This is a genomic window from Stenotrophomonas sp. STEN021 (genome assembly GCF_056760175.1).
Window position 1 is genome coordinate 1 of record NZ_JBRREH010000023.1, and the last position, 18054, is coordinate 18054.

The 18054-nt window shown below is 63.9% G+C and carries 13 protein-coding genes and 1 pseudogene; 9 read left to right on the forward strand and 5 right to left on the reverse strand.

Annotated features, from left to right (window positions below; all coding sequences use genetic code 11):
- Window positions 1-222 precede the first annotated feature (222 nt).
- The 3 genes from ACVOL0_RS06985 to coaBC are packed head-to-tail and all read right to left on the reverse strand — an operon-like array spanning window position 223 to window position 4295.
- Window positions 223-2574: a phosphomannomutase/phosphoglucomutase gene (locus ACVOL0_RS06985; RefSeq protein WP_481548503.1), complete on the reverse strand. Its 2352-nt coding sequence runs from the start codon at window positions 2572-2574 to the stop codon at window positions 223-225.
- Window positions 2575-2589: 15 nt separating this feature from the next.
- Window positions 2590-3057 (reverse strand): dUTP diphosphatase, encoded by a 468-nt coding sequence (dut, locus tag ACVOL0_RS06990; protein WP_481548504.1) that lies wholly within the window; start codon window positions 3055-3057, stop codon window positions 2590-2592.
- Window positions 3054-4295 (reverse strand): bifunctional phosphopantothenoylcysteine decarboxylase/phosphopantothenate--cysteine ligase CoaBC, encoded by a 1242-nt coding sequence (gene coaBC, locus ACVOL0_RS06995; RefSeq protein ID WP_481548505.1) that lies wholly within the window; start codon window positions 4293-4295, stop codon window positions 3054-3056. The genes dut and coaBC overlap by 4 nt, the downstream gene beginning before the upstream one ends.
- 97 nt (window positions 4296-4392) lie before the next feature.
- Between coaBC and radC the strand changes: the two genes are divergently transcribed.
- The 5 genes from radC (at window position 4393) to ACVOL0_RS07020 (ending at window position 10329) form a co-directional block, all read left to right on the forward strand.
- Window positions 4393-5067 (forward strand): RadC family protein, encoded by a 675-nt coding sequence (gene radC / locus ACVOL0_RS07000; RefSeq protein ID WP_481548514.1) that lies wholly within the window; start codon window positions 4393-4395, stop codon window positions 5065-5067.
- 194 nt (window positions 5068-5261) lie between these two features.
- Complete coding sequence (gene argS / locus ACVOL0_RS07005; protein WP_481548506.1) at window positions 5262-6950, forward strand: arginine--tRNA ligase; 1689 nt, start codon at window positions 5262-5264, stop codon at window positions 6948-6950.
- Window positions 6951-6971: 21 nt separating this feature from the next.
- Window positions 6972-7853: an SPOR domain-containing protein gene (locus ACVOL0_RS07010; RefSeq protein ID WP_481548507.1), complete on the forward strand. Its 882-nt coding sequence runs from the start codon at window positions 6972-6974 to the stop codon at window positions 7851-7853.
- A 513-nt stretch (window positions 7854-8366) separates the two neighbouring features.
- Complete coding sequence (locus tag ACVOL0_RS07015; protein ID WP_481548508.1) at window positions 8367-9119, forward strand: SDR family NAD(P)-dependent oxidoreductase; 753 nt, start codon at window positions 8367-8369, stop codon at window positions 9117-9119.
- 154 nt (window positions 9120-9273) lie between these two features.
- The gene (locus ACVOL0_RS07020; protein WP_481548509.1) at window positions 9274-10329 is read left to right on the forward strand and encodes a hypothetical protein; all 1056 of its coding nucleotides are present in this window, start codon (window positions 9274-9276) and stop codon (window positions 10327-10329) included.
- 62 nt (window positions 10330-10391) lie between these two features.
- On the opposite strand, the gene speA is transcribed toward ACVOL0_RS07020, so the two are convergent.
- Window positions 10392-12281, reverse strand: coding sequence for an arginine decarboxylase (gene speA / locus ACVOL0_RS07025; protein WP_481548510.1), 1890 nt, complete (start codon window positions 12279-12281; stop codon window positions 10392-10394).
- Between the two features lie 234 nt (window positions 12282-12515).
- Between speA and speE the strand changes: the two genes are divergently transcribed.
- On the forward strand, window positions 12516-13373 hold the full coding sequence (gene speE / locus ACVOL0_RS07030) for a polyamine aminopropyltransferase (RefSeq protein ID WP_282267936.1): 858 nt from the start codon (window positions 12516-12518) through the stop codon (window positions 13371-13373).
- 270 nt (window positions 13374-13643) lie between these two features.
- Window positions 13644-14300 (forward strand): RIO1 family regulatory kinase/ATPase domain-containing protein, encoded by a 657-nt coding sequence (locus ACVOL0_RS07035; protein WP_481548511.1) that lies wholly within the window; start codon window positions 13644-13646, stop codon window positions 14298-14300.
- A gap of 181 nt (window positions 14301-14481) precedes the next feature.
- On the opposite strand, the gene ACVOL0_RS07040 is transcribed toward ACVOL0_RS07035, so the two are convergent.
- Window positions 14482-14820: a P-II family nitrogen regulator gene (locus ACVOL0_RS07040; protein WP_057628415.1), complete on the reverse strand. Its 339-nt coding sequence runs from the start codon at window positions 14818-14820 to the stop codon at window positions 14482-14484.
- A gap of 155 nt (window positions 14821-14975) precedes the next feature.
- Between ACVOL0_RS07040 and ubiK the strand changes: the two genes are divergently transcribed.
- Together ubiK and ACVOL0_RS07050 are read left to right on the forward strand one after the other, a co-directional pair.
- Window positions 14976-15233 (forward strand): ubiquinone biosynthesis accessory factor UbiK, encoded by a 258-nt coding sequence (ubiK, locus tag ACVOL0_RS07045; protein ID WP_481548512.1) that lies wholly within the window; start codon window positions 14976-14978, stop codon window positions 15231-15233.
- 10 nt (window positions 15234-15243) lie between these two features.
- Window positions 15244-16326: pseudogene (locus ACVOL0_RS07050) on the forward strand (YifB family Mg chelatase-like AAA ATPase); the annotation flags it as partial.
- Window positions 16327-18054: the final 1728 nt, after the last annotated feature.

An 18054-nucleotide genomic window follows, 5' to 3' on the forward strand; every position in this document is an offset into this window, starting at 1 on the left:
GGGGGCGCATCGCGCGCTGACCATCAGACCGAAGCGCTGCCGCTTGTCTCCCTCCCTTTGGCGTAGCCAAGGGGAGGGTTGGGGAGGGGTGCTTTTCGCCGCAACCCGAAGCCCCCTGGCAGAACCTGCTTCGCAAGAAAAGCAGCTGGCAACACCAGAAGACCAGAAAGCAAAAAGCCGCCCACGCAAGGCATGGGCGGCTTTTCAAAACAGCACAACCGATCAGAACCCCAGTTCTGTCCCCGCCGGCAACACCTGCAGCAACTGCTCGCGGAACAGCCCCTTGATCCGCTCCAACGCCGCCTCATCATTGGCCTCGAAGCGCAGCACCAGCACAGGCGTGGTGTTGGAGGCGCGCACCAGACCCCAGCCATCGCTGAAGTCGGCACGCAGGCCGTCGATCGTCGAGATGCGCGCGCCTGCGAACACCGAGTCCTCCACCTGCGCCGCCGCCACGATCAAGGCCACCTGCGCATGCTGGGTGCCCTCCTCCACCGCCACCTTCAACTCGGGCGTGGAGATCGCATCCGGCAACTCGTTCAATACCTCGGACGGTTCTTCATCACGCTGGGCGAGGATTTCCAGCAGGCGTGCCGCTGCGTACAGGCCATCATCAAAGCCGTACCAGCGTTCCTTGAAGAAGAAGTGGCCACTCATCTCGCCGGCCAACTCGGCATCGGTCTCGCGCATCTTGGCCTTGACCAGCGAATGCCCGGTCTTCCACATCATCGGGCTGCCGCCGTTGCGCAGGATGTAGTCCGACAACTTGCCCGTGCACTTCACGTCGTAGATGACCATCGCGCCCGGGTTGCGGGCCAGCACGTCGGCGGCGAACAACATCAGCAGGCGGTCGGCAAAAATGATTTTGCCGTCCTTGGTGACAACGCCAAGACGGTCACCGTCACCATCGAAGGCCACGCCCAGGTCCGCGTCGAAACGCTTGACCATCTGTACCAGGTCTTCGAGGTTGTGCGGGTCGCTGGGGTCGGGATGGTGGTTGGGGAAGTTGCCGTCCACATCGCAGTACAGGGGAATCACCTCGGCACCAATGGCTTCCAGCAACTGCGGTGCCACCGCACCGGCCACGCCATTGCCGGCATCGGCAACGATCTTGAGCGGGCGGTCCAACTGCACGTCGTCGGCGATGCGTTGCACGTAATCGTCGATGACCTCGCGCTGCTGCAGGCTGCCTTCGCTGTCGGCATGCTGCAGGCGGCCTTCCTGGATGCGCTTGTACAGGTCGGTGATGGCGTCGCCTGAGAGCGTCTCGCCACCGATGACGATCTTGAAACCGTTGTAGTCCGGCGGGTTGTGGCTGCCGGTAACCGCCACGCAGCTGCCAGCACGCAGGTGATAACTGGCGAAATACACCACCGGCGTCGGTGCCATGCCGATATCGATCACATCGCAGCCAGCGCGGCGCAGGCCGGTGATCAAGGCATCTGCCAGCTCCGGGCCGGACAGGCGGCCATCGCGGCCCACCACCACATCACGCAGGCCCTGCGCCTGCATTTCGCTACCGATGGCCTGACCGATGAGCGTGGCGACACTGGCGTTCAACTCGGTGCCAAGCACGCCACGGATGTCGTAAGCACGGAAGATGACCGGCAATACCGCCTCGGCACCAGGCTCAGCGCGCACCTGCGGCGCATCGGCCTCGCGCGTATTGGCCGAAACCGGCACAGGCTGCGGGTCCTGTTGCAGCGCTTCCTGCAGGGTCAGCCCACCATCGTCGGCCTCCACGGTGCCTCGGCGCAGGGCCGGCAGGTTCATCAGACGCTTGCGACCCAATAGCAGCAACAAGGCGGTAATCAACAGCAACAAGGCCACGATGGCACTGGCAACCACCCCCAAGCCCATCGCACCGGTGCTGGCATCCGGCAGTTCGGCCACAACGCGCAGGCCGGTGTCGCCAACCGGGCGCGCCAAGGCATCAGCGCTGTTGCCCAGGTCGCTTGCACCCTTCTGGACGATGGTGAAACCGCCCTGGCGCAGCCCGAGGAAGGCGCTGTTCGGTGAATCGATGCCGTCAAATACGGAGGTCAGCCGGGTCAGCGGTTGGCGGATGTAGATCACCGCCGGCTTGCCCTGCAGCAGCACCGGTGCGGCCAGGCCCAGGCGTGGGCTACCACCGTCGCGGACCACCAGCGCCACCGGCTGGCCGCTGGCCATGGCCTGTTCCAGCAGTGCCAGCCGCGAGTAGCCAAACGTCGCCGGCTCGGCATAAGCCTCGGCCAGGCCGGCGTCGAGTACCTGTGCGTCTTCCACGCCGGTCCACTTGTCACGTACCGCCAGAGCGACGGCGGCTGCATCGCCGCTGGCCAGCGCGGCCTTGACCGGCTCCAGCGCCAACTGCTTGCCGAACTGCGCGGTCTGCGCGGACAGCGCTTTCTGTACGTCGGCCACGGCCTGATCGCGGGATTGCTCAAGGCCGGCACTGGTGCCGGACTGCATCCATTGATCTACCGCACTCCAGCCGAACCAACCGGCCAACAACAGCAACAGCACCGCCAGCAGTGGCGTTGATCGACCCAGCGCAGGACGTGGCCGCCCGCTCTCATTGCCTTGGCTCATCGTGCGTTCCCCCTGTCAGCGCACCCCGGTGTGGCCGAATCCACCCGTTCCACGCGCACTGTCGATGAAAGTATCTACTACCTGCAACGTTACGCGTGCAATCGGCATAACCACCAACTGCGCGATACGGTCGCCAGGCTCGATGGTGAATGCTTCACGGCCACGGTTCCACACACTGATCAGCAACGGCCCCTGGTAGTCGGCGTCGATCAAGCCTGTGCCATTTCCCAACACGATGCCGTGGCGATGGCCCAACCCGGAACGCGGCAGAACCACCGCGCACAGGCCCGGATCAGCGATATGGATCGCGATGCCACTGGGTAGCAGGGCCGCATCACCGGGCTCCAGCGTCAGCGGCGCTTCGGTAGCCGCGCGCAGGTCCATGCCGGCGCTGGCCTCGGTGGCGTAAGCCGGCAGCGGCCAGCTGTCGCCGAAGCGCGGGTCCAGCAACTTCACCTGCAAGGGCTGCAGTCCATTACTCATGCGTCCAACCTCTCGGCAATCAAATCCAACAACTGTTCGGCCAGCTGGGTCTTGGCAGTGCCCGGGAACTCGCGCAGGCCGCCGTTCCAGTAGGCCACGGCCGCGTTCTGGTCACTCTCAAAGCCATTGCCGGCAATGCCGACCTGGTTGGCGATGATCAGATCCAGATGCTTGTCGGCGAGTTTGCCGCGCGCGTACTTCTCCACATCGTGGGTTTCAGCGGCAAAGCCCACCACCAGCTTCAAGGCCTGCTCATGCACCGCCACTTCCGCCAGGATGTCGGCGGTGCGCACCAGCTCAAGGGTCAAGGTCTGGGTGCCGGCGGTCTTCTTCAGCTTCTGCGGCGAGACCTGCCGCGGCGTGTAATCGGCCACGGCGGCGGCGCCGATGTAGATGTCGGCAGGCAAGGCACCAAGCACGGCATCGCGCATCTGCGCGGCCGAGCGCACATCGATGCGCTGCACGCCGGCCGGCGTGGCCAGCTGCACCGGGCCGCTGACCAGCACCACCTGTGCGCCCTGGCGGGCAGCGGCGGCGGCCAGGGCATAGCCCATCTTGCCGCTGCTGCGGTTGCCGACATAGCGCACCGGGTCCAGATCTTCGTAGGTGGGGCCGGCGCTGATCAGCACGCGCATCCCGTTCAGGCGACCCGGCTTGGCCGGCGCCTGCGGCGCCACATTGCCGGCAAGCGCAGCAATGATGGTCGGGGCTTCACTGACCCGGCCGGGGCCGGATTCGCCCTCGGCCAGCGGACCGTCCTCAGGCCCGACCACCTGCACGCCACGCTCACGCAGCAGCGCCATGTTGGCCTGGGTGGCCGGGTGCAGCCACATGCGGTGATTCATTGCCGGGCACACGGTCAGCGGCGCGGTACTGGCCAGGCACAGCGTGGTCACCAGGTCGTCGGCATTGCCATGCGCCAACCGGGCCAGCAGATCGGCAGTGGCCGGGGCGATGACGATGCGGTCGGCCCAGCGCGCCAGTTCGATATGGCCCATGGCCTGCTCGGCGGCACTGTCCCACAGGGTGGTGCGGGTCGGATGGCCGGACAGCGCCTGGAAGCTCAGCGGGGTAACGAACTGCTGCGCACCAGCCGTCATCGCCACCTGCACGGTGGCACCGGCATCACGCAGCCGACGCACCAGCTCCAGCGACTTGTACGCAGCGATGCCGCCGCCTACGCATAGCAGCAGCTTCTGTCCTTCCAAGGGGCGGGAAGTGGGGGAAACGCTGGTCACGGATGGGGATTCCTAGGTACAGAAGAAGGGTTAGCTTAACCGAAGGCTTTGTTACGCCTGATCCAGTTTTTGGCAAATGGCGGTGAATCTGCCACTCATGCATATCCGTGATTGGCCCAGCGCTGAACGCCCGCGCGAAAAACTGCTGGCGCGTGGCGCAGGCGCACTTTCCGACGCTGAACTGCTGGCAATTTTCCTCGGTTCGGGCCTGCGCGGGCGCGATGCGGTACAGACCGCACGCGAGCTGTTGCAGGGTCACGGCCCATTGCGGGCGCTGCTGGACCGCAGTGCGCCGCAACTGGCCAGATTGCCGGGGCTGGGTCCTGCCCGCGCCTGCCAGCTCAGCGCCGCACTGGAACTGGGTCGACGTCATCTGGCCGCCGAGCTGGAGCGCGGTGACGCGCTGGCCGACCCAACCGCGGCCGGCCGCTACTTCGCCCAACGCCTGCGCCACCGGCCGCAGGAGGTGTTTGCGGCGCTGTACCTGGACAACCGACATCGGGCTTTGGCCTTTGAAGAGTTATCCACAGGAACGGTAGACAGCGCCGAGGTACACCCGCGTGAAGTCGTCCGCCAGGCCTTGGCCCACAACGCCGCGGCGGTAATCGTTGGGCACAACCATCCGTCCGGGAATCCTGAACCGTCGGCGGCCGACCGCGCCATCACCAGGCGTCTGCAGCAGGCCTTGGCGCTGGTGGATATCCGCCTGCTCGACCATTTCGTGATCGGCGACGGCGCCCCAGTGTCGTTGGCTGCGCGCGGCTGGCTCTGAACGGGCCAGTCTGAACCGCGGCGCCCACATCCCGTCCGCAGATTCGCCCTGCGGCGGACCGGATGCCCTCCGCCGGTTGGGCGCCGCCGTCTTTCTGTTTTTTTGACATTGCTGACCCCTTCCGGCAGCTCGCAGGCGGCCGTGACGCAGGTCAGGTAAAATGGTCAGTTCCGCGCTTCAAGCAGAATAGTCACGTGAAAGCCCAACTCCGCGCCCTCATCGGCCAAGGCATCGAAGCCTTGCGCGCCAACGGCACCTTGCCTGCCGACACCCTGCCGCCGGATTTCGTGGTCGAACGACCCAAGACCCGCGAACACGGTGATTTCGCCACCAACGCCGCCATGCTGCTGGCCAAGGCCGCGCGCAGCAATCCGCGCGCCGTTGCGCAGGCGCTGGTTGCCGCGTTGCCGGCCAGCGATGACATCGTCAGTGTCGAGATTGCCGGCCCAGGCTTCATCAATTTCAAACTCTCGCCGGTGGCTTACCAGCGCGAAGTGGTCAGCGTGCTCAAGGAAGCCGAGGACTACGGCCGCAACCTGAGCGGCAACGGCCGCAGCGTCGGCGTCGAATACGTGTCGGCCAACCCGACCGGCCCGCTGCATGTCGGCCACGGCCGCGCAGGCGTGATCGGTGATTGCATTGCCCGCGTGCTGGAAGTCAACGGTTGGAATGCCAAGCGCGAGTTCTACTACAACGACGCTGGCGTGCAGATCGAAAACCTGGCCAAGTCGGTGCAGGCGCGTGCACGCGGCTTCAAGCCGGGTGACGAGCAGTGGCCGGCCGAAGCCTATAACGGCGACTACATCGGCGACGTGGCCAAGGCCTACCTGCTGGGTGAAACCGTGGACCTGGAAGGCAGCCAGATCGTCGGCGCCAAGGATGCCGAGAACCTGGAAGAAGTGCGCCGCTTTGCGGTGGCCTATCTGCGCAACGAGCAGAACCTGGACCTGGCCGCGTTTGGTGTGGATTTCGACATCTACTTCCTGGAAAGCTCGCTGTACAAGGACGGCAAGGTTGCCGAAACCGTGCAGCAGCTGATCAGCTCCGGCCACACCTATGAGGAAGGCGGCGCGCTGTGGCTGCGTTCCACCGATTTTGGTGACGACAAGGACCGCGTGATGCGCAAGTCCGACGGCACCTACACCTACTTCCTGCCGGACGTGGCCTATCACCTGAGCAAGTGGCAGCGCGGTTACGAACGCGCCATCACCGAGCTCGGTGCCGACCACCACGGCTCGCTGGCGCGTGTGCGCGCCGGCCTGCAGGCGCTGGACCTGGGCATTCCCAAGGGCTGGCCGGAATACGTGCTGCACCAGATGGTGACGGTGATGCGCGGCGGCGAGGAAGTGAAGCTGTCCAAGCGTGCCGGCAGCTACCTGACCCTGCGCGACCTGATCGAGGAAGTGGGCAGCGATGCGGTGCGTTGGTTCCTGATCGCGCGCAAGCCCGATTCGCAGCTGACCTTCGACATCGACCTGGCCCGCCAGCAGAGTAGCGACAACCCGGTGTTCTACGTGCAGTACGCGCATGCCCGCGTCTGTTCGCTGCTGCGCCAGGCGCAGGAAAAGGGTCTGGACTACAAGCAGGCCGACGGTCTGGCCGCGTTGTCGCGCCTGGGCGACGACACCTCGCTGGAACTGATGAACGAAATCTCGCGCTACCCGGAAGTGGTGGAAGCGGCCGGCATCGCACTGGAACCGCATCAGGTCGCGCAATATCTGCGTGAATTGGCACACGCTTTCCACACGTGGTATCACGGCACCCCCGTGCTGGTGGATGATGCAGCCGAGCGCAATGCCAAGCTCACCTTGGCCAGCGCCGCACGGCAGACCCTGGCCAATGGCCTGAGCATCCTGGGCGTCAGTGCCCCGGAAAAGATGTAAACACCTGGAGACGCAGTAGACATGGCAGCACGACGCGGCAAAACCCAAGCCCGGCGCAACAACGACAATGGCACGCCCGGCTGGGTGTGGCTGGTTGCCGGCGTGGCGATTGCGGCGGTGGTGTTCCTGGCGGCGCCCAACCTGTTCAAGAAGGACGGCGACGGTTTTCTGCGCGTAGGCCCGCAACCCAACCCGGACGCACAGCCGGCACCGGTTGCTGACGCCGACGTCGACGCCGGGGTGGAATCGAACAAGCCAGCCACGCCTGCCGGAGCCAAGCCGGAGGAAAAGCCAGCCACCCAGTACGACTTCTACACCTTGTTGCCGGGCACGGAAGTACAGATGTCCGACGCCGAACTGGCTGCCAGCGCCAAGGCCGAGGAACAGCGTCGTGCTGCTGCAGCGCGCGCGACTGCGGCCGCAACGCCGGCCACGCCACCAACCGAGGCCCAGCGCGCGCAGGCTGCATTGGAAGGGCGTCCGTTGCCGGCACCGGTGAGCGAGCCCGCTCGCCAGCCGGCACCGATCAGTGAAACCGCTGCGCGCCCGGCGCAGGTTGCCAGCGCCACTCCGACAGCTGCGGCCACGGCTCCCAAGCCGGCGCCTGCAGCGGCAACGCCTGCTCCGGCTGCGACTGTTGCAACTGCCGCGCCGGCAGCAGCAACCGAGAACGTGCGCTACATCCTGCAGGCAGGTGCGTTTGGTGCTTCGGGTGATGCCGAATCGACCAAGGCCAAGCTGGCGATGATGGGGTTGGCTGCGCGGGTGGAATCGGCACAGATCAACGGCAACACCGTGTACCGCGTGCGCATGGGTCCGTATGGCACCGCCAGTGAGTTGGCTGAAGCCAAGGCCAAGCTCAACGGTACCGGTTTGCAGGCTATGGCGATCAAGGCGCAGTGAAGTCGCCTACGGCGGCTTCACCCCAAAGTTTGTGAAGCAAACTTTGGGCCCCGTGCCCGTTACACCCATAACCCCGCGCCTGTCGGCGCGCCCCCTTTACTAAAGGGGGCTATTGCGGCTGATGGATCGCTAGCTGAGCGTCTCGATTGTTCAAGCCCCGACATCTTTTGATGTTGGGGCTTTTTGTTTGTGCCGTTGTAGCCCGGGCAAGCGCAGCGCACCCGGGGCTTAATCGTGCGTCGATTGTTCTTGCTACGTTGTTTTACCTGCAAAGAGCACCCCTCCCCAACCCTCCCCTACGCCTGCGGCGCAAGGGAGGGGGTGATTGCGCGATCTGTCGGGATGCGGCGTGGCGAAGCAGCGCTTTGCCCCCTCCCTTGCGCCGCAGGCGTAGGGGAGGGTTGGGGAGGGGTGCTTTGGCTCCTGGCTCTTGCTTGAGGCGTCAATCCCACCTTCCCACCTCCACCGCCGCAAAGTGCGAAAATCCAGATCCCCTGCCCCAAGGATTCCGCAATGTCCAAGACCGCATTGATCACTGGCGCCACCTCCGGCTTCGGCGCCGCCGCTGTCCGCCGCTTTGCCGCGGCCGGCTGGAAAGTGATCGCCACCGGTCGTCGTGCCGAGCGCCTGCAGCCGCTGGTGGAAGAATTCGGCGCCGACAAGATTCACGCCGCTGCCTTCGACATCCGCGATGCCGCTGCAATGGAAGCCGCCCTGGCCGCCCTGCCGCCCGCCTTCCGCGACATCGACCTGCTGGTCAACAACGCCGGTCTTGCCCAGGGCACGGCCGCGGCCCAGCACGCCAGCCTGGAAGACTGGCGCACGATGATCGACACCAACATAACCGCGCTGGTGACACTGACCCATCACCTGCTGCCGAAGCTGGTAGAACGCCGTGGCGCGATCATCAACATCAGCTCCACCGCCGCGCTCTACCCGTACCCGGGTGGCAATGCCTATGGCGGCACCAAGGCCTTCGTCAGCCAGTTCTCGCTGGGCCTGCGCTCGGACCTGCACGGCACCGGCGTACGCGTGACCGCGATCGAGCCGGGCATGGCCGAAACCGAATTCACCCTGGTGCGCACGCACGGCAACCAGGCTGCATCCGATCAGCTGTACGGCGGCGCCAGCCCGATGACCGCCGAAGATATCGCCGAGCAGATTTTCTGGGTGGCCACGTTGCCGGCGCACTTGAACGTCAACCGCATCGAGTTGATGCCGGTGAGCCAGTCGTTTGCTGGGTTTCAGATCGCACGCCAGAGCTGAAAGCTGCTTTCCTGGCAGCTGCAATGAAGGCCAACGCGTGAGCAGCGCCTTGGCCTTCGTCTCAAACAGTGGAGTTTTCCCGTGAGCAGCCGATAAATCGGCGCGGTTCCGGCAACAGCCGGTTCAACTACACACGAAAGGAGAATTCACCGAAATGGAATGCATTACCCGAGTCTGCGCGGTACTGGCAATTGGCCTCATTGTGGCTGCATGCCAGCCCGTGGCGAAACAGCGAATCGACTGGGACATCAACACCTGGACCCACGAGTGCTTCGGTGATCGCACGGTCAGTTGCGTCAACCGCAAGGTAAAGATCAATCTGCGCATCATCGATTACAGCATCACGCAGATCAAAGACAGCAACGTCGTCGAGAAAGAGGCGGGAAGGCCCAGCCTCGACGACGACCAGCTGGAAGCAGGCCTCGCGGCCATTGACGAGATCATCGTCAAGGCTGCCCGCAAACAACGCCCGGGACTGTTTGCCCGCTGGTTCCTTGGCAGCTCCCAGTATTGGGATGTACCAAGGTTTTTCACCACCGAATTCATCACCCAGGAGATGGTTCTCGAAGTCTTCGCCGCCGCGGTGCTGGACTACAACCGTCAACACAACATCCGTGACAACACCGCAGCCGCCATGAAGACCGGCCCATCGCAGGCACCGGCCCTTCCAGTCGCTGCTCCTGATAGCGCGCCAGCTCCCTGCATGGAAGAGGCCGGTTGCCAAGATGTGGTGCGATGTGAAGATACCAACTGCGACACCGCGCAGGCAGTTCCGTCCACCGACCTGCTGGAAGCGACTCCCACGGCTGCACCTGCAGCACTGCAGGCCTGTGACGAAGGGGAGTCTCTACTGTTCTCCTGCGCCACTACCAACCAGAAGCAGGTGTTGCTATGCGATGCCGGCGATGCCTTGTATTACTCTTTCGGCAGGCACGGCCAGACGCCTGAGCTATCGTTGAAGATCGACCGCAACGATGCATCGACCACACAGTGGCAGGGCACGGGGCGCGCAATGAACTATTCGATCGACATCCCCAATGCGAATACGGTGTACAGCCTGTTCTGGAGCGCAGACAGGATCACCGACGATCATGCCGCAACCGCAGGCGTCAACGTTCGCATCAATGGAAGGCAGGTAGCCACCGTGGAGTGCAGCGCGGAGACGATCCAGCAATCGCTCGAAGGCGTGGATCTGAAACCCTCGATGTGAGGCATGTCGCGCACCTGCAGGTGAACTGGCCCGGCATCCGCCGAGCCAGCTCACCTGGTTGACTACGCCAGCGGTTCGTCTGACAGGTAGGTGTAGCCGGTCAGGCCGGCTTCCAACGCTGCGTCCAACTCCGCGGCGCGTTCGGCCGAGAGCTGTGCATCAGCCACGCGCTTGCGGTACGAGGCGCGCAGGTCGGCCAGGCTGTAGCCCACGTAGTCCAGCATCACGTCGGTGGTGTCGCCGCGGCGCTGCTGGGTGATCACGTAGCCATCGGCATCCACCACCACTTCCACCGCATCGGTATCGCCGAACAGGTTGTGGATGTCGCCGAGGATTTCCTGGTAGGCGCCAACCAGGAAGAAGCCGATGCGGTAGCTCTCGCCATGGCGCACGGCGTGCAGCGGCAGCGAGCTGTCCAGGCTTTCGTTCTCGACGTAGGTCTTGACCATGCCATCGGAATCACAGGTCATGTCGGCGATCACGCCGCGACGCTCGGGGCGCTCGTTCAAGCGCTCGATCGGCACGATCGGGAACACCTGGTCGATCGCCCAGGCATCCGGGATCGACTCGAACACGCTGAAGTTGACGAAGTACTTGTCGACCAGGCGGTCGTTCAATTCGTCCAGCGCCGGACGATGGCTCTTCTCGTCGTAGCTCAGGCGCGCACGCACGCCGTTGGCGATGGCGTAGAACAGGTCGTCGATGCGCGCACGCTGCGGCAGGTCGATCTGGCCAAGCGCATAGGCGCTCAGGCCTTCGGCATGGAAATGCTGGGCTTCCTGGAACAGCTCCACCGCCGGGCGCTGGTCGAGTTCCTCATGGATCTCGCGCAGGTGGCGGATCGCCGCAGGTTCGTCGTCATGCGCTTCCGGCACGCGGCCTTCGGCTGCCTGTTCCACTTCCGACACGTTGGCGATCAGCACGGCGTGGTGCGCGGTCATTGCGCGGCCGCACTCGGTGATGATGCGCGGCGGGGTCAGGCCATGCGCTTCGCAGGCTTCGGCCAGCGGCTGCACGATGTTGCTGGCGTAGGCGTTGAGGCCGTAGTTGATCGAGCAGTAGCTGCGCGAACGGGTGCCTTCGTAGTCGATGCCCAGACCGCCGCCGACGTCGACGTGGCTGATCTTGGCGCCCAGCTGCGACAGCTCGACGAAGTAACGGGTGGCCTCGCGCATGCCATTGGCGATGTCGCGCACATTGCTGATCTGGCTGCCCATGTGGAAATGCAGCAGGTTCAGGCAATCGGCGTACTCGGTGTCACGCAGGGCCTTCCACAGGTCCAGCAGCTGGCGCGGGGACAGGCCGAACTTGGCCTTGTCGCCGCCGCTGTTCTGCCACTTGCCGGCGCCCAGCGAGGCCAGGCGCATACGCACACCGAGGCCCGGCATCACGTCCAGTGCCTTGGACTCTTCCAGCACCAGCTTCAGCTCGGACGGCTTCTCGATGACGATATAGGTCTGCAGGCCGAGCTTGCGGCCAATCAGGGCCAGCCGGATGTATTCGCGGTCCTTGTAGCCATTGCAGACGATCAGGCCGCCCGGCCGGCTCAGCGCCAGCACCGCCATCAGCTCCGGCTTGGAGCCGGCTTCCAGGCCGAAGCCCTCGCCGTGGTGGCTGGCCAGGGTGCCGGCCACGCCACGGTGCTGGTTGACCTTGATCGGGTAGACAGCGGTATAGCCGCCAGCGTAGTCCCAGTCGGACTGGGCCTGGGCGAAGGCCGCCTGCAACTTGCCCAGGCGCTGGCCGAGGATGTCCGGGAAGCGCACCAGCAACGGCAGTTTGGCGCCGGCGGCACGCGCCGAGTCGACAATCTGCGGCAACGACACCGCTGCGCCCTGCGCGCCAGCGGGACGGACCACCAGGTGGCCTGCGGTATCGACGTCGAAATACCCGTCGGACCAGTGCGGAATCGAATAGGTCTTGCGGGCCTGTTCGAGGGACCAATCGCTCATCGGCGTAGCAACTCTCAGCTGTGGATAAATAAGGACGCGCATTCTAACGCTAGCGGGGCAAGGGTCCGTTACAATCCGCGCCCTCACTACCTCCCCTCTCCCCCCGGGAGAGGGGTCGGGGGTGAGGGCAAGCGTGAAACCTGACTGTGACAGGCTTCGCCCTTACCCTCATCCGCCCCTTCGGGGCAGCTTCTCCCGGTGGGAGAAGGACAGCCCCAGCACCCAGGAATCATCATGACCTCCAACGAAAACTGGTTCATCGAACACTTCCAGCCGACCGGTTCGGCTATTGGTTTCCGCATCACCGGCAAGCTGGACGAGGTGCAGTCGCCGTTCCAGAAGATCGAGATCTACGACAGCACCGACTGGGGCAAGTTGATGGTCATCGATGGCGCCATGATGCTGACCACCAAGGACAACTTCTTCTACCACGAGATGATCAGCCACCCGGTGCTGTTCACCCACCCGGCGCCCAAGCGCGTGGTGATCATCGGCGGCGGCGACTGCGGCACCCTGCGCGAGGTGCTCAAGCACCCGGGCGTGGAGAGCGCCACCCAGTGCGATATCGACGAGCAGGTCACGCGCATGGCCGAGAAGTACTTCCCGGAGCTGTGCGAATCCAACGGTGACGCGCGCGCCGAGCTGCTGTTCGACGACGGCGTGGCCTACATGGCCAACTGCGCCCCGGGCAGCGTGGACGTGGTGATCGTGGACTCCACCGACCCGGTTGGCCCGGCCGAAGGCCTGTTCAACAAGGCCTTCTTCGAAAGCTGCTTCCGCGCCCTGAAGGACGACGGCCTGCTGGTGCAGCAGAGCGAGTCGCCGCTGGCGCTGCTGGAGCTCATCAAGGACATGCGTTCGGAAATGGGCAAGGCCGGCTTCCAGTCGTTCAAGACCCTGCCGTTCCCGCAGCCGTGCTACCCGACCGGCTGGTGGTCGGTGACCGTGGCCAGCAAGCAGGCCGGTTTCGGCTTCGGCTTCCGCGAGGCCGATTCGGCCGCCAAGCCGTTCGACACCTTGTACTACACCGCCCCCCTGCACACCGGCGTGCTGGTAAGCCCGCCGTTCGTGGCCAAGGCACTGGGCGAGTAAGCCTGCTGCCAGCGCTGTGAATCGAACCCCGCGCCCGCAACGGCGCGGGGTTTTTCGTTCAGGGCGCGGCGCGGCGCACACGCCCCCGGCGGTGACAACCGCGTGATCGCAACAATCATTTCCGTCACAAGATTCCTACATTTTTTTTACATTCAGCAATTCATGGACTGTGCAGTTTTATAATTGCCGCACATCCCCGCCCGCCCAGGGCACGTTAGACCGGCTTTGCAAGACGCTTTCCGCGCCGTTGCCCGCGTCAGGAAGGTTTGCATGAACACATTGCCCAATTTCGACGGCGAACACGTCGTTGTTCCCGACAACCAGTTGCTCAAGCGCGGCGAACGCCTGCTGGAGCCGGACGTCTACCGCACTGAGCTCAATGGCCGCCCGGCCGTGGTCAAGGACTACCGCCGCTACCGCGGCACTCCGCTGTCGCCGGTAGCACGCCTGCTGGTACACCGTGAGGCCAAGGTGCTCAAGCGCCTGCAGGGCTGGAAGCATGCCCCGGCCTTGCTGGGCAGCCTGGGTGGTCTGGCGCTGGGCATGGAATACATCCCCGGCGACACCTTGAGCGCCGGTGTGCAGGGTGTGAGCCAGGAAGTCTTCGACCAGCTGCAGAACGCCCTGGCGCGCCTGCATGCGGCCGGCATCACCCATAACGACCTGCATGGCACCAATGTGGTGGTCAGCGCCGGCGTGCCGGTGCTGCTGGATTTCACCTCGGCGCTGCGCTCGCCGCGCTGGCTGCGCAACTGGCCGATCTCGCGCCAACTGCGCCGCAGTGACATGAAGAACCTGGTGAAGATGCGCCAGCGTTTGACTGGGCAGAAGCCTTCCGCCGAGCAGGCCGCAGCGCTGGCCGAGCCAAGCTGGGTGCAGGCCGTGCGTAATGCGTGGAAGCAGCTGTATCGGTGGATCAAGGGCTGAGGCCAAAGCTACCCCTCCGCAGCCCTCCCCTTGGCTGCGCCAAAGGGAGGGGGCAGAGCGCTTGGCCCTCCCTTGCGCGTAGCGCAGGGGAGAGTTGGGGAGGGGGGCGCTAAAGCTTCAAAGCTCTAAAGCTTCAAAGCTTCAAAGCTTTAAAGCTTCAAAACCCCAGAACCCACAAACCTCAAAGCGCATCCCCATCCAGCTCGCCGGTGCGGATCCGCACCACGCTGCCCAGGTCGTACACGAATACCTTGCCGTCGCCGATCTTGCCGGTGCCTGCCGCCTTGACGATGGCTTCCACCACCTCGTCAGCCTGCGCATCGGTCACCGCGACCTCGATCTTCACCTTGGGCAGGAAGTCGACCACGTACTCGGCACCGCGGTACAGCTCGGTGTGACCCTTCTGCCGACCAAAGCCCTTGACCTCGGTGACGGTGATACCGGCCACGCCGCGTTCTGCCAGCGCCTCGCGCACGTCGTCCAGTTTGAACGGCTTGACGATGGCCATGATCATCTTCATTGGTCAGCTCCTTGGGTTGTGCCTGAAGCATACCGCGCAGGCTGACGTGCCACTAGCAAGGTTCCGGACTATCCTTACCACTGGCAATAACGGATACCGATGCCCGCAAGCAACAGCCGCCGCCTAGGCTCGGCTCAACCCTGCGGAGAAACCCCATGATCGACCTCAACCACATCGACGAGCTGGCCCGCCGCCTGAGCAGCCTGGTGCCACCGGGTCTGCGCGACTCGCGCGAAGAACTGCAGGCCACCTTCAAGAGCGCACTGCAGGCAGGGCTGGGCAAGCTGGACCTGGTCACCCGCGAAGAATTTGAAGTGCAGCGTGCCGTCCTGCTGCGCACCCGTGAAAAGCTCGACGCACTGGAACAGGCCGTCGCCGCCCTGGAAAACCGCGCCACCGACAAGAACGCCTGAGCGCCGGGCGGTGAGCCTGGCGCTGGTGCACAGCCGCGCCCGCACCGGTGTGCATGCACCACTGGTGCAGGTGGAAGTACACCTGTCCGGCGGCCTGCCCTTCACCCAGATCGTCGGCCTGCCTGAGGCCGCCGTGCGCGAGTCGCGCGACCGCGTACGTGCCGCCATCCTCTGCGCGCAGTTCGACTATCCAGCGCGCCGCATCACCATCAACCTTGCGCCCGCCGATCTGCCCAAGGAAGGCGGTCGTTTTGACCTGCCCATTGCCCTAGGCATTCTCGCCGCCAGCGGCCAGATCGACCGCAACGCACTGGCCAACTACGAGTTCATCGGCGAACTGGCATTGACTGGTGAATTGCGCGCAGTGGATGGCGCACTGCCGGCAGCGATTTCAGCCGCCAACGCCCAGCGCTGCCTGATCGTGCCACCGGGTAACGCTGGCGAAGCGGCACTGGCCCAGCATGCCGACGTCAAAGTCGCACGCACCTTGCTGGAAGTCTGCGCCGCACTGGGCGGCAGTAAACAGCTGCCCGATGCGCAGGTACCGCCAACCGAACCTGCCGCACTGGCCGATCTCAGCGATGTGCGTGGTCAGCAACATGCACGGCGTGCCTTGGAGATTGCCGCGGCAGGCAGTCACCATCTCCTACTGCTGGGCTCGCCCGGCTGCGGCAAGACCCTGCTGGCCTCGCGCCTGCCCGGCATCCTGCCCGAGGCCAGCGAGGAAGAAGCACTGGAATCCGCAGCCATCGCTTCAATCAGCGGCCGTGGCGTTGATCCCAGCCGCTGGCGACAGCGCCCGTATCGCGCCCCCCATCACACCGCCAGCGCGGTTGCCCTGGTTGGCGGCGGCTCGCATCCGCGCCCTGGCGAAATTTCCCTGGCGCACAACGGCGTTTTATTCCTTGATGAGTTGCCCGAGTGGAGCAGGCACGCCTTGGAAGTGCTGCGCGAGCCCTTGGAATCGGGCATGGTCACCGTCTCCCGCGCGGCGCGCAGCATGGAGTTCCCGGCACGCTTCCAGCTGGTCGCGGTCATCGAGTGTATTCTAGGAAATGTGTACCTACCGACCACGCGGCTTAAGCTATTGGAACCGAACACTTTTTTTTTATCCACTGCTGAGGGATCACTAGGATCGCGTATAGCAGGGAGCGAGAAGCGAGATCTTGCCATTTCAGTGGAGCGTCAACGCGGAGGCAGGCGCAGCATCGGCACCAGCTTGCTGGATCTGTCAGATTGGCCAGCGGATTCAGCGCTTTACCAAGCGGTAGTCGCCTTCCAGCAAAAAGCCCTCTTGACACCTATGCCTTGCGGCCCGGTGTCCTCCTTCAGACGGGCACTCAAGTGCCTACAGATCGGTTCCATCGCTTTGTTGCGAAAGCGTGTAGACCAAATCACCGCAGGAGAGGTAGTTGCGTTACTGCATGCTATCGAGGGCGACCTTCAGAGCACGCAGGGCCTCTCCATTAATACTAGGACCAAGTACTCAGCGGCGCTTCGTCAGGTCATCACATCCGGGCCTGACGTTCTCAAGGACGGAAATAGTTTGCAGCACACGATCCAAGAACACTTTCCCCGACTACGTCGCCCGCCGAAGCTCCGCCGAAATGATCTTCCGGCAAGTATTGCCGTCCAATCTCACGAAGACTGGGACGATCTACGCCAGAAGACTCACGCGCTCCTGCAGAGTCGCAATAATGCGATTGAATCCGCGATCGCCAATGAGTTTGCGGCGTACGAGCGTCTCTGCACGTGGCAGGAGGAACTGCTAATCGTCCAAGTTCCAGAAGGCACGCGCGACCTGGTCCTTCGCTGGATGAACGCATCGAACCCTGTCGGGGGGCGTGTCAGATTACAAGATGCTCCGATCAGCGACATCGTCGCAGTGCTTCTGCAGGAGCAAACCGGCCCGCGCACGGCATACGCAGCGAACGGTTGGCCCATCGGACGTTATCCCGTGCAAGAGGAGTTCGCAGCGCTTGAAGGTTTCGGCGCATACCTATTTCGCGCGGTATCTTCACCATGGTTCCACGCACGCGATCGACTGCCCAACGCGGTGTTGACCGCCATCTTTCTTGCCCTAATGCTACACACGGGCTGGAACACCGGCTCGGTGGGCTCGCTCACCCTTAATGGCATTCAGCCACTTGTCCAAGGAGGGTATCGACTTCAAGGATACAAAGGCAAAACCGACGACGACACTCCAGTCGTAGACATCCCACCTTCCGCGAGAATGGTGTGCAAGGCGGTTTCCTTACTTCTATGGAACCGTAGCCAACTGGAGAAGGCCGGACTGATAGACGCTTCCGAACGTCGTGTCTGGTTTGGCTGGCAACGCGACAACTTCTCCAACATCACAGCCTTCACCTCGGACAAGCGAATCCACGCCTTCTGCGAGAGAAATGGCCTAGAACGCTTCAGACCTTCGGAGATACGAACGCTGAAGGCTGGGCTCACTTACCTCCCGCAGCGTGATCTCGAGGCGGTACGCGTCCTACTTGGACATAACGACTTGACCGTCACTGATTCGTACCTCCGTGACACGCTCTTCTTCCGCATGAACGAAGCAAACATGCTTCAGTTTCAGCGCCGCATCGAGACCACGATTACTTTCGCTCAAGGCGGCGAGACCCTCGTAGATAAGCGCCAACTACGATTGCTCGATGTCGATGCCGCGCTCATGCTACCCACCGGTGACGGGGGCTTGTGCACGAACCCTTTCTCCGGACCACCAGGCCACTCAATGGAAACCGACGAACCATGTGCGGGCTTGCATTGCCAGACAGGGGTGGGCTGTCCTCACTATCGGCTTCACGCCGAC

Bases quoted from the DNA above. Each gene is read 5' to 3' on its own strand.
- ACVOL0_RS06985 (WP_481548503.1), bottom strand. From the start codon at position 2,574: ATGAGCCAAGGCAATGAGAGCGGGCGGCCACGTCCTGCGCTGGGTCGA.
- dut (WP_481548504.1), bottom strand. From the start codon at position 3,057: ATGAGTAATGGACTGCAGCCCTTGCAGGTGAAGTTGCTGGACCCGCGC.
- radC (WP_481548514.1), top strand. From the start codon at position 4,393: ATGCATATCCGTGATTGGCCCAGCGCTGAACGCCCGCGCGAAAAACTG.
- ACVOL0_RS07010 (WP_481548507.1), top strand. From the start codon at position 6,972: ATGGCAGCACGACGCGGCAAAACCCAAGCCCGGCGCAACAACGACAAT.
- ACVOL0_RS07015 (WP_481548508.1), top strand. From the start codon at position 8,367: ATGTCCAAGACCGCATTGATCACTGGCGCCACCTCCGGCTTCGGCGCC.
- ACVOL0_RS07020 (WP_481548509.1), top strand. From the start codon at position 9,274: ATGGAATGCATTACCCGAGTCTGCGCGGTACTGGCAATTGGCCTCATT.
- speA (WP_481548510.1), bottom strand. From the start codon at position 12,281: ATGAGCGATTGGTCCCTCGAACAGGCCCGCAAGACCTATTCGATTCCG.
- speE (WP_282267936.1), top strand. From the start codon at position 12,516: ATGACCTCCAACGAAAACTGGTTCATCGAACACTTCCAGCCGACCGGT.
- ACVOL0_RS07035 (WP_481548511.1), top strand. From the start codon at position 13,644: ATGAACACATTGCCCAATTTCGACGGCGAACACGTCGTTGTTCCCGAC.
- ACVOL0_RS07040 (WP_057628415.1), bottom strand. From the start codon at position 14,820: ATGAAGATGATCATGGCCATCGTCAAGCCGTTCAAACTGGACGACGTG.
- ubiK (WP_481548512.1), top strand. From the start codon at position 14,976: ATGATCGACCTCAACCACATCGACGAGCTGGCCCGCCGCCTGAGCAGC.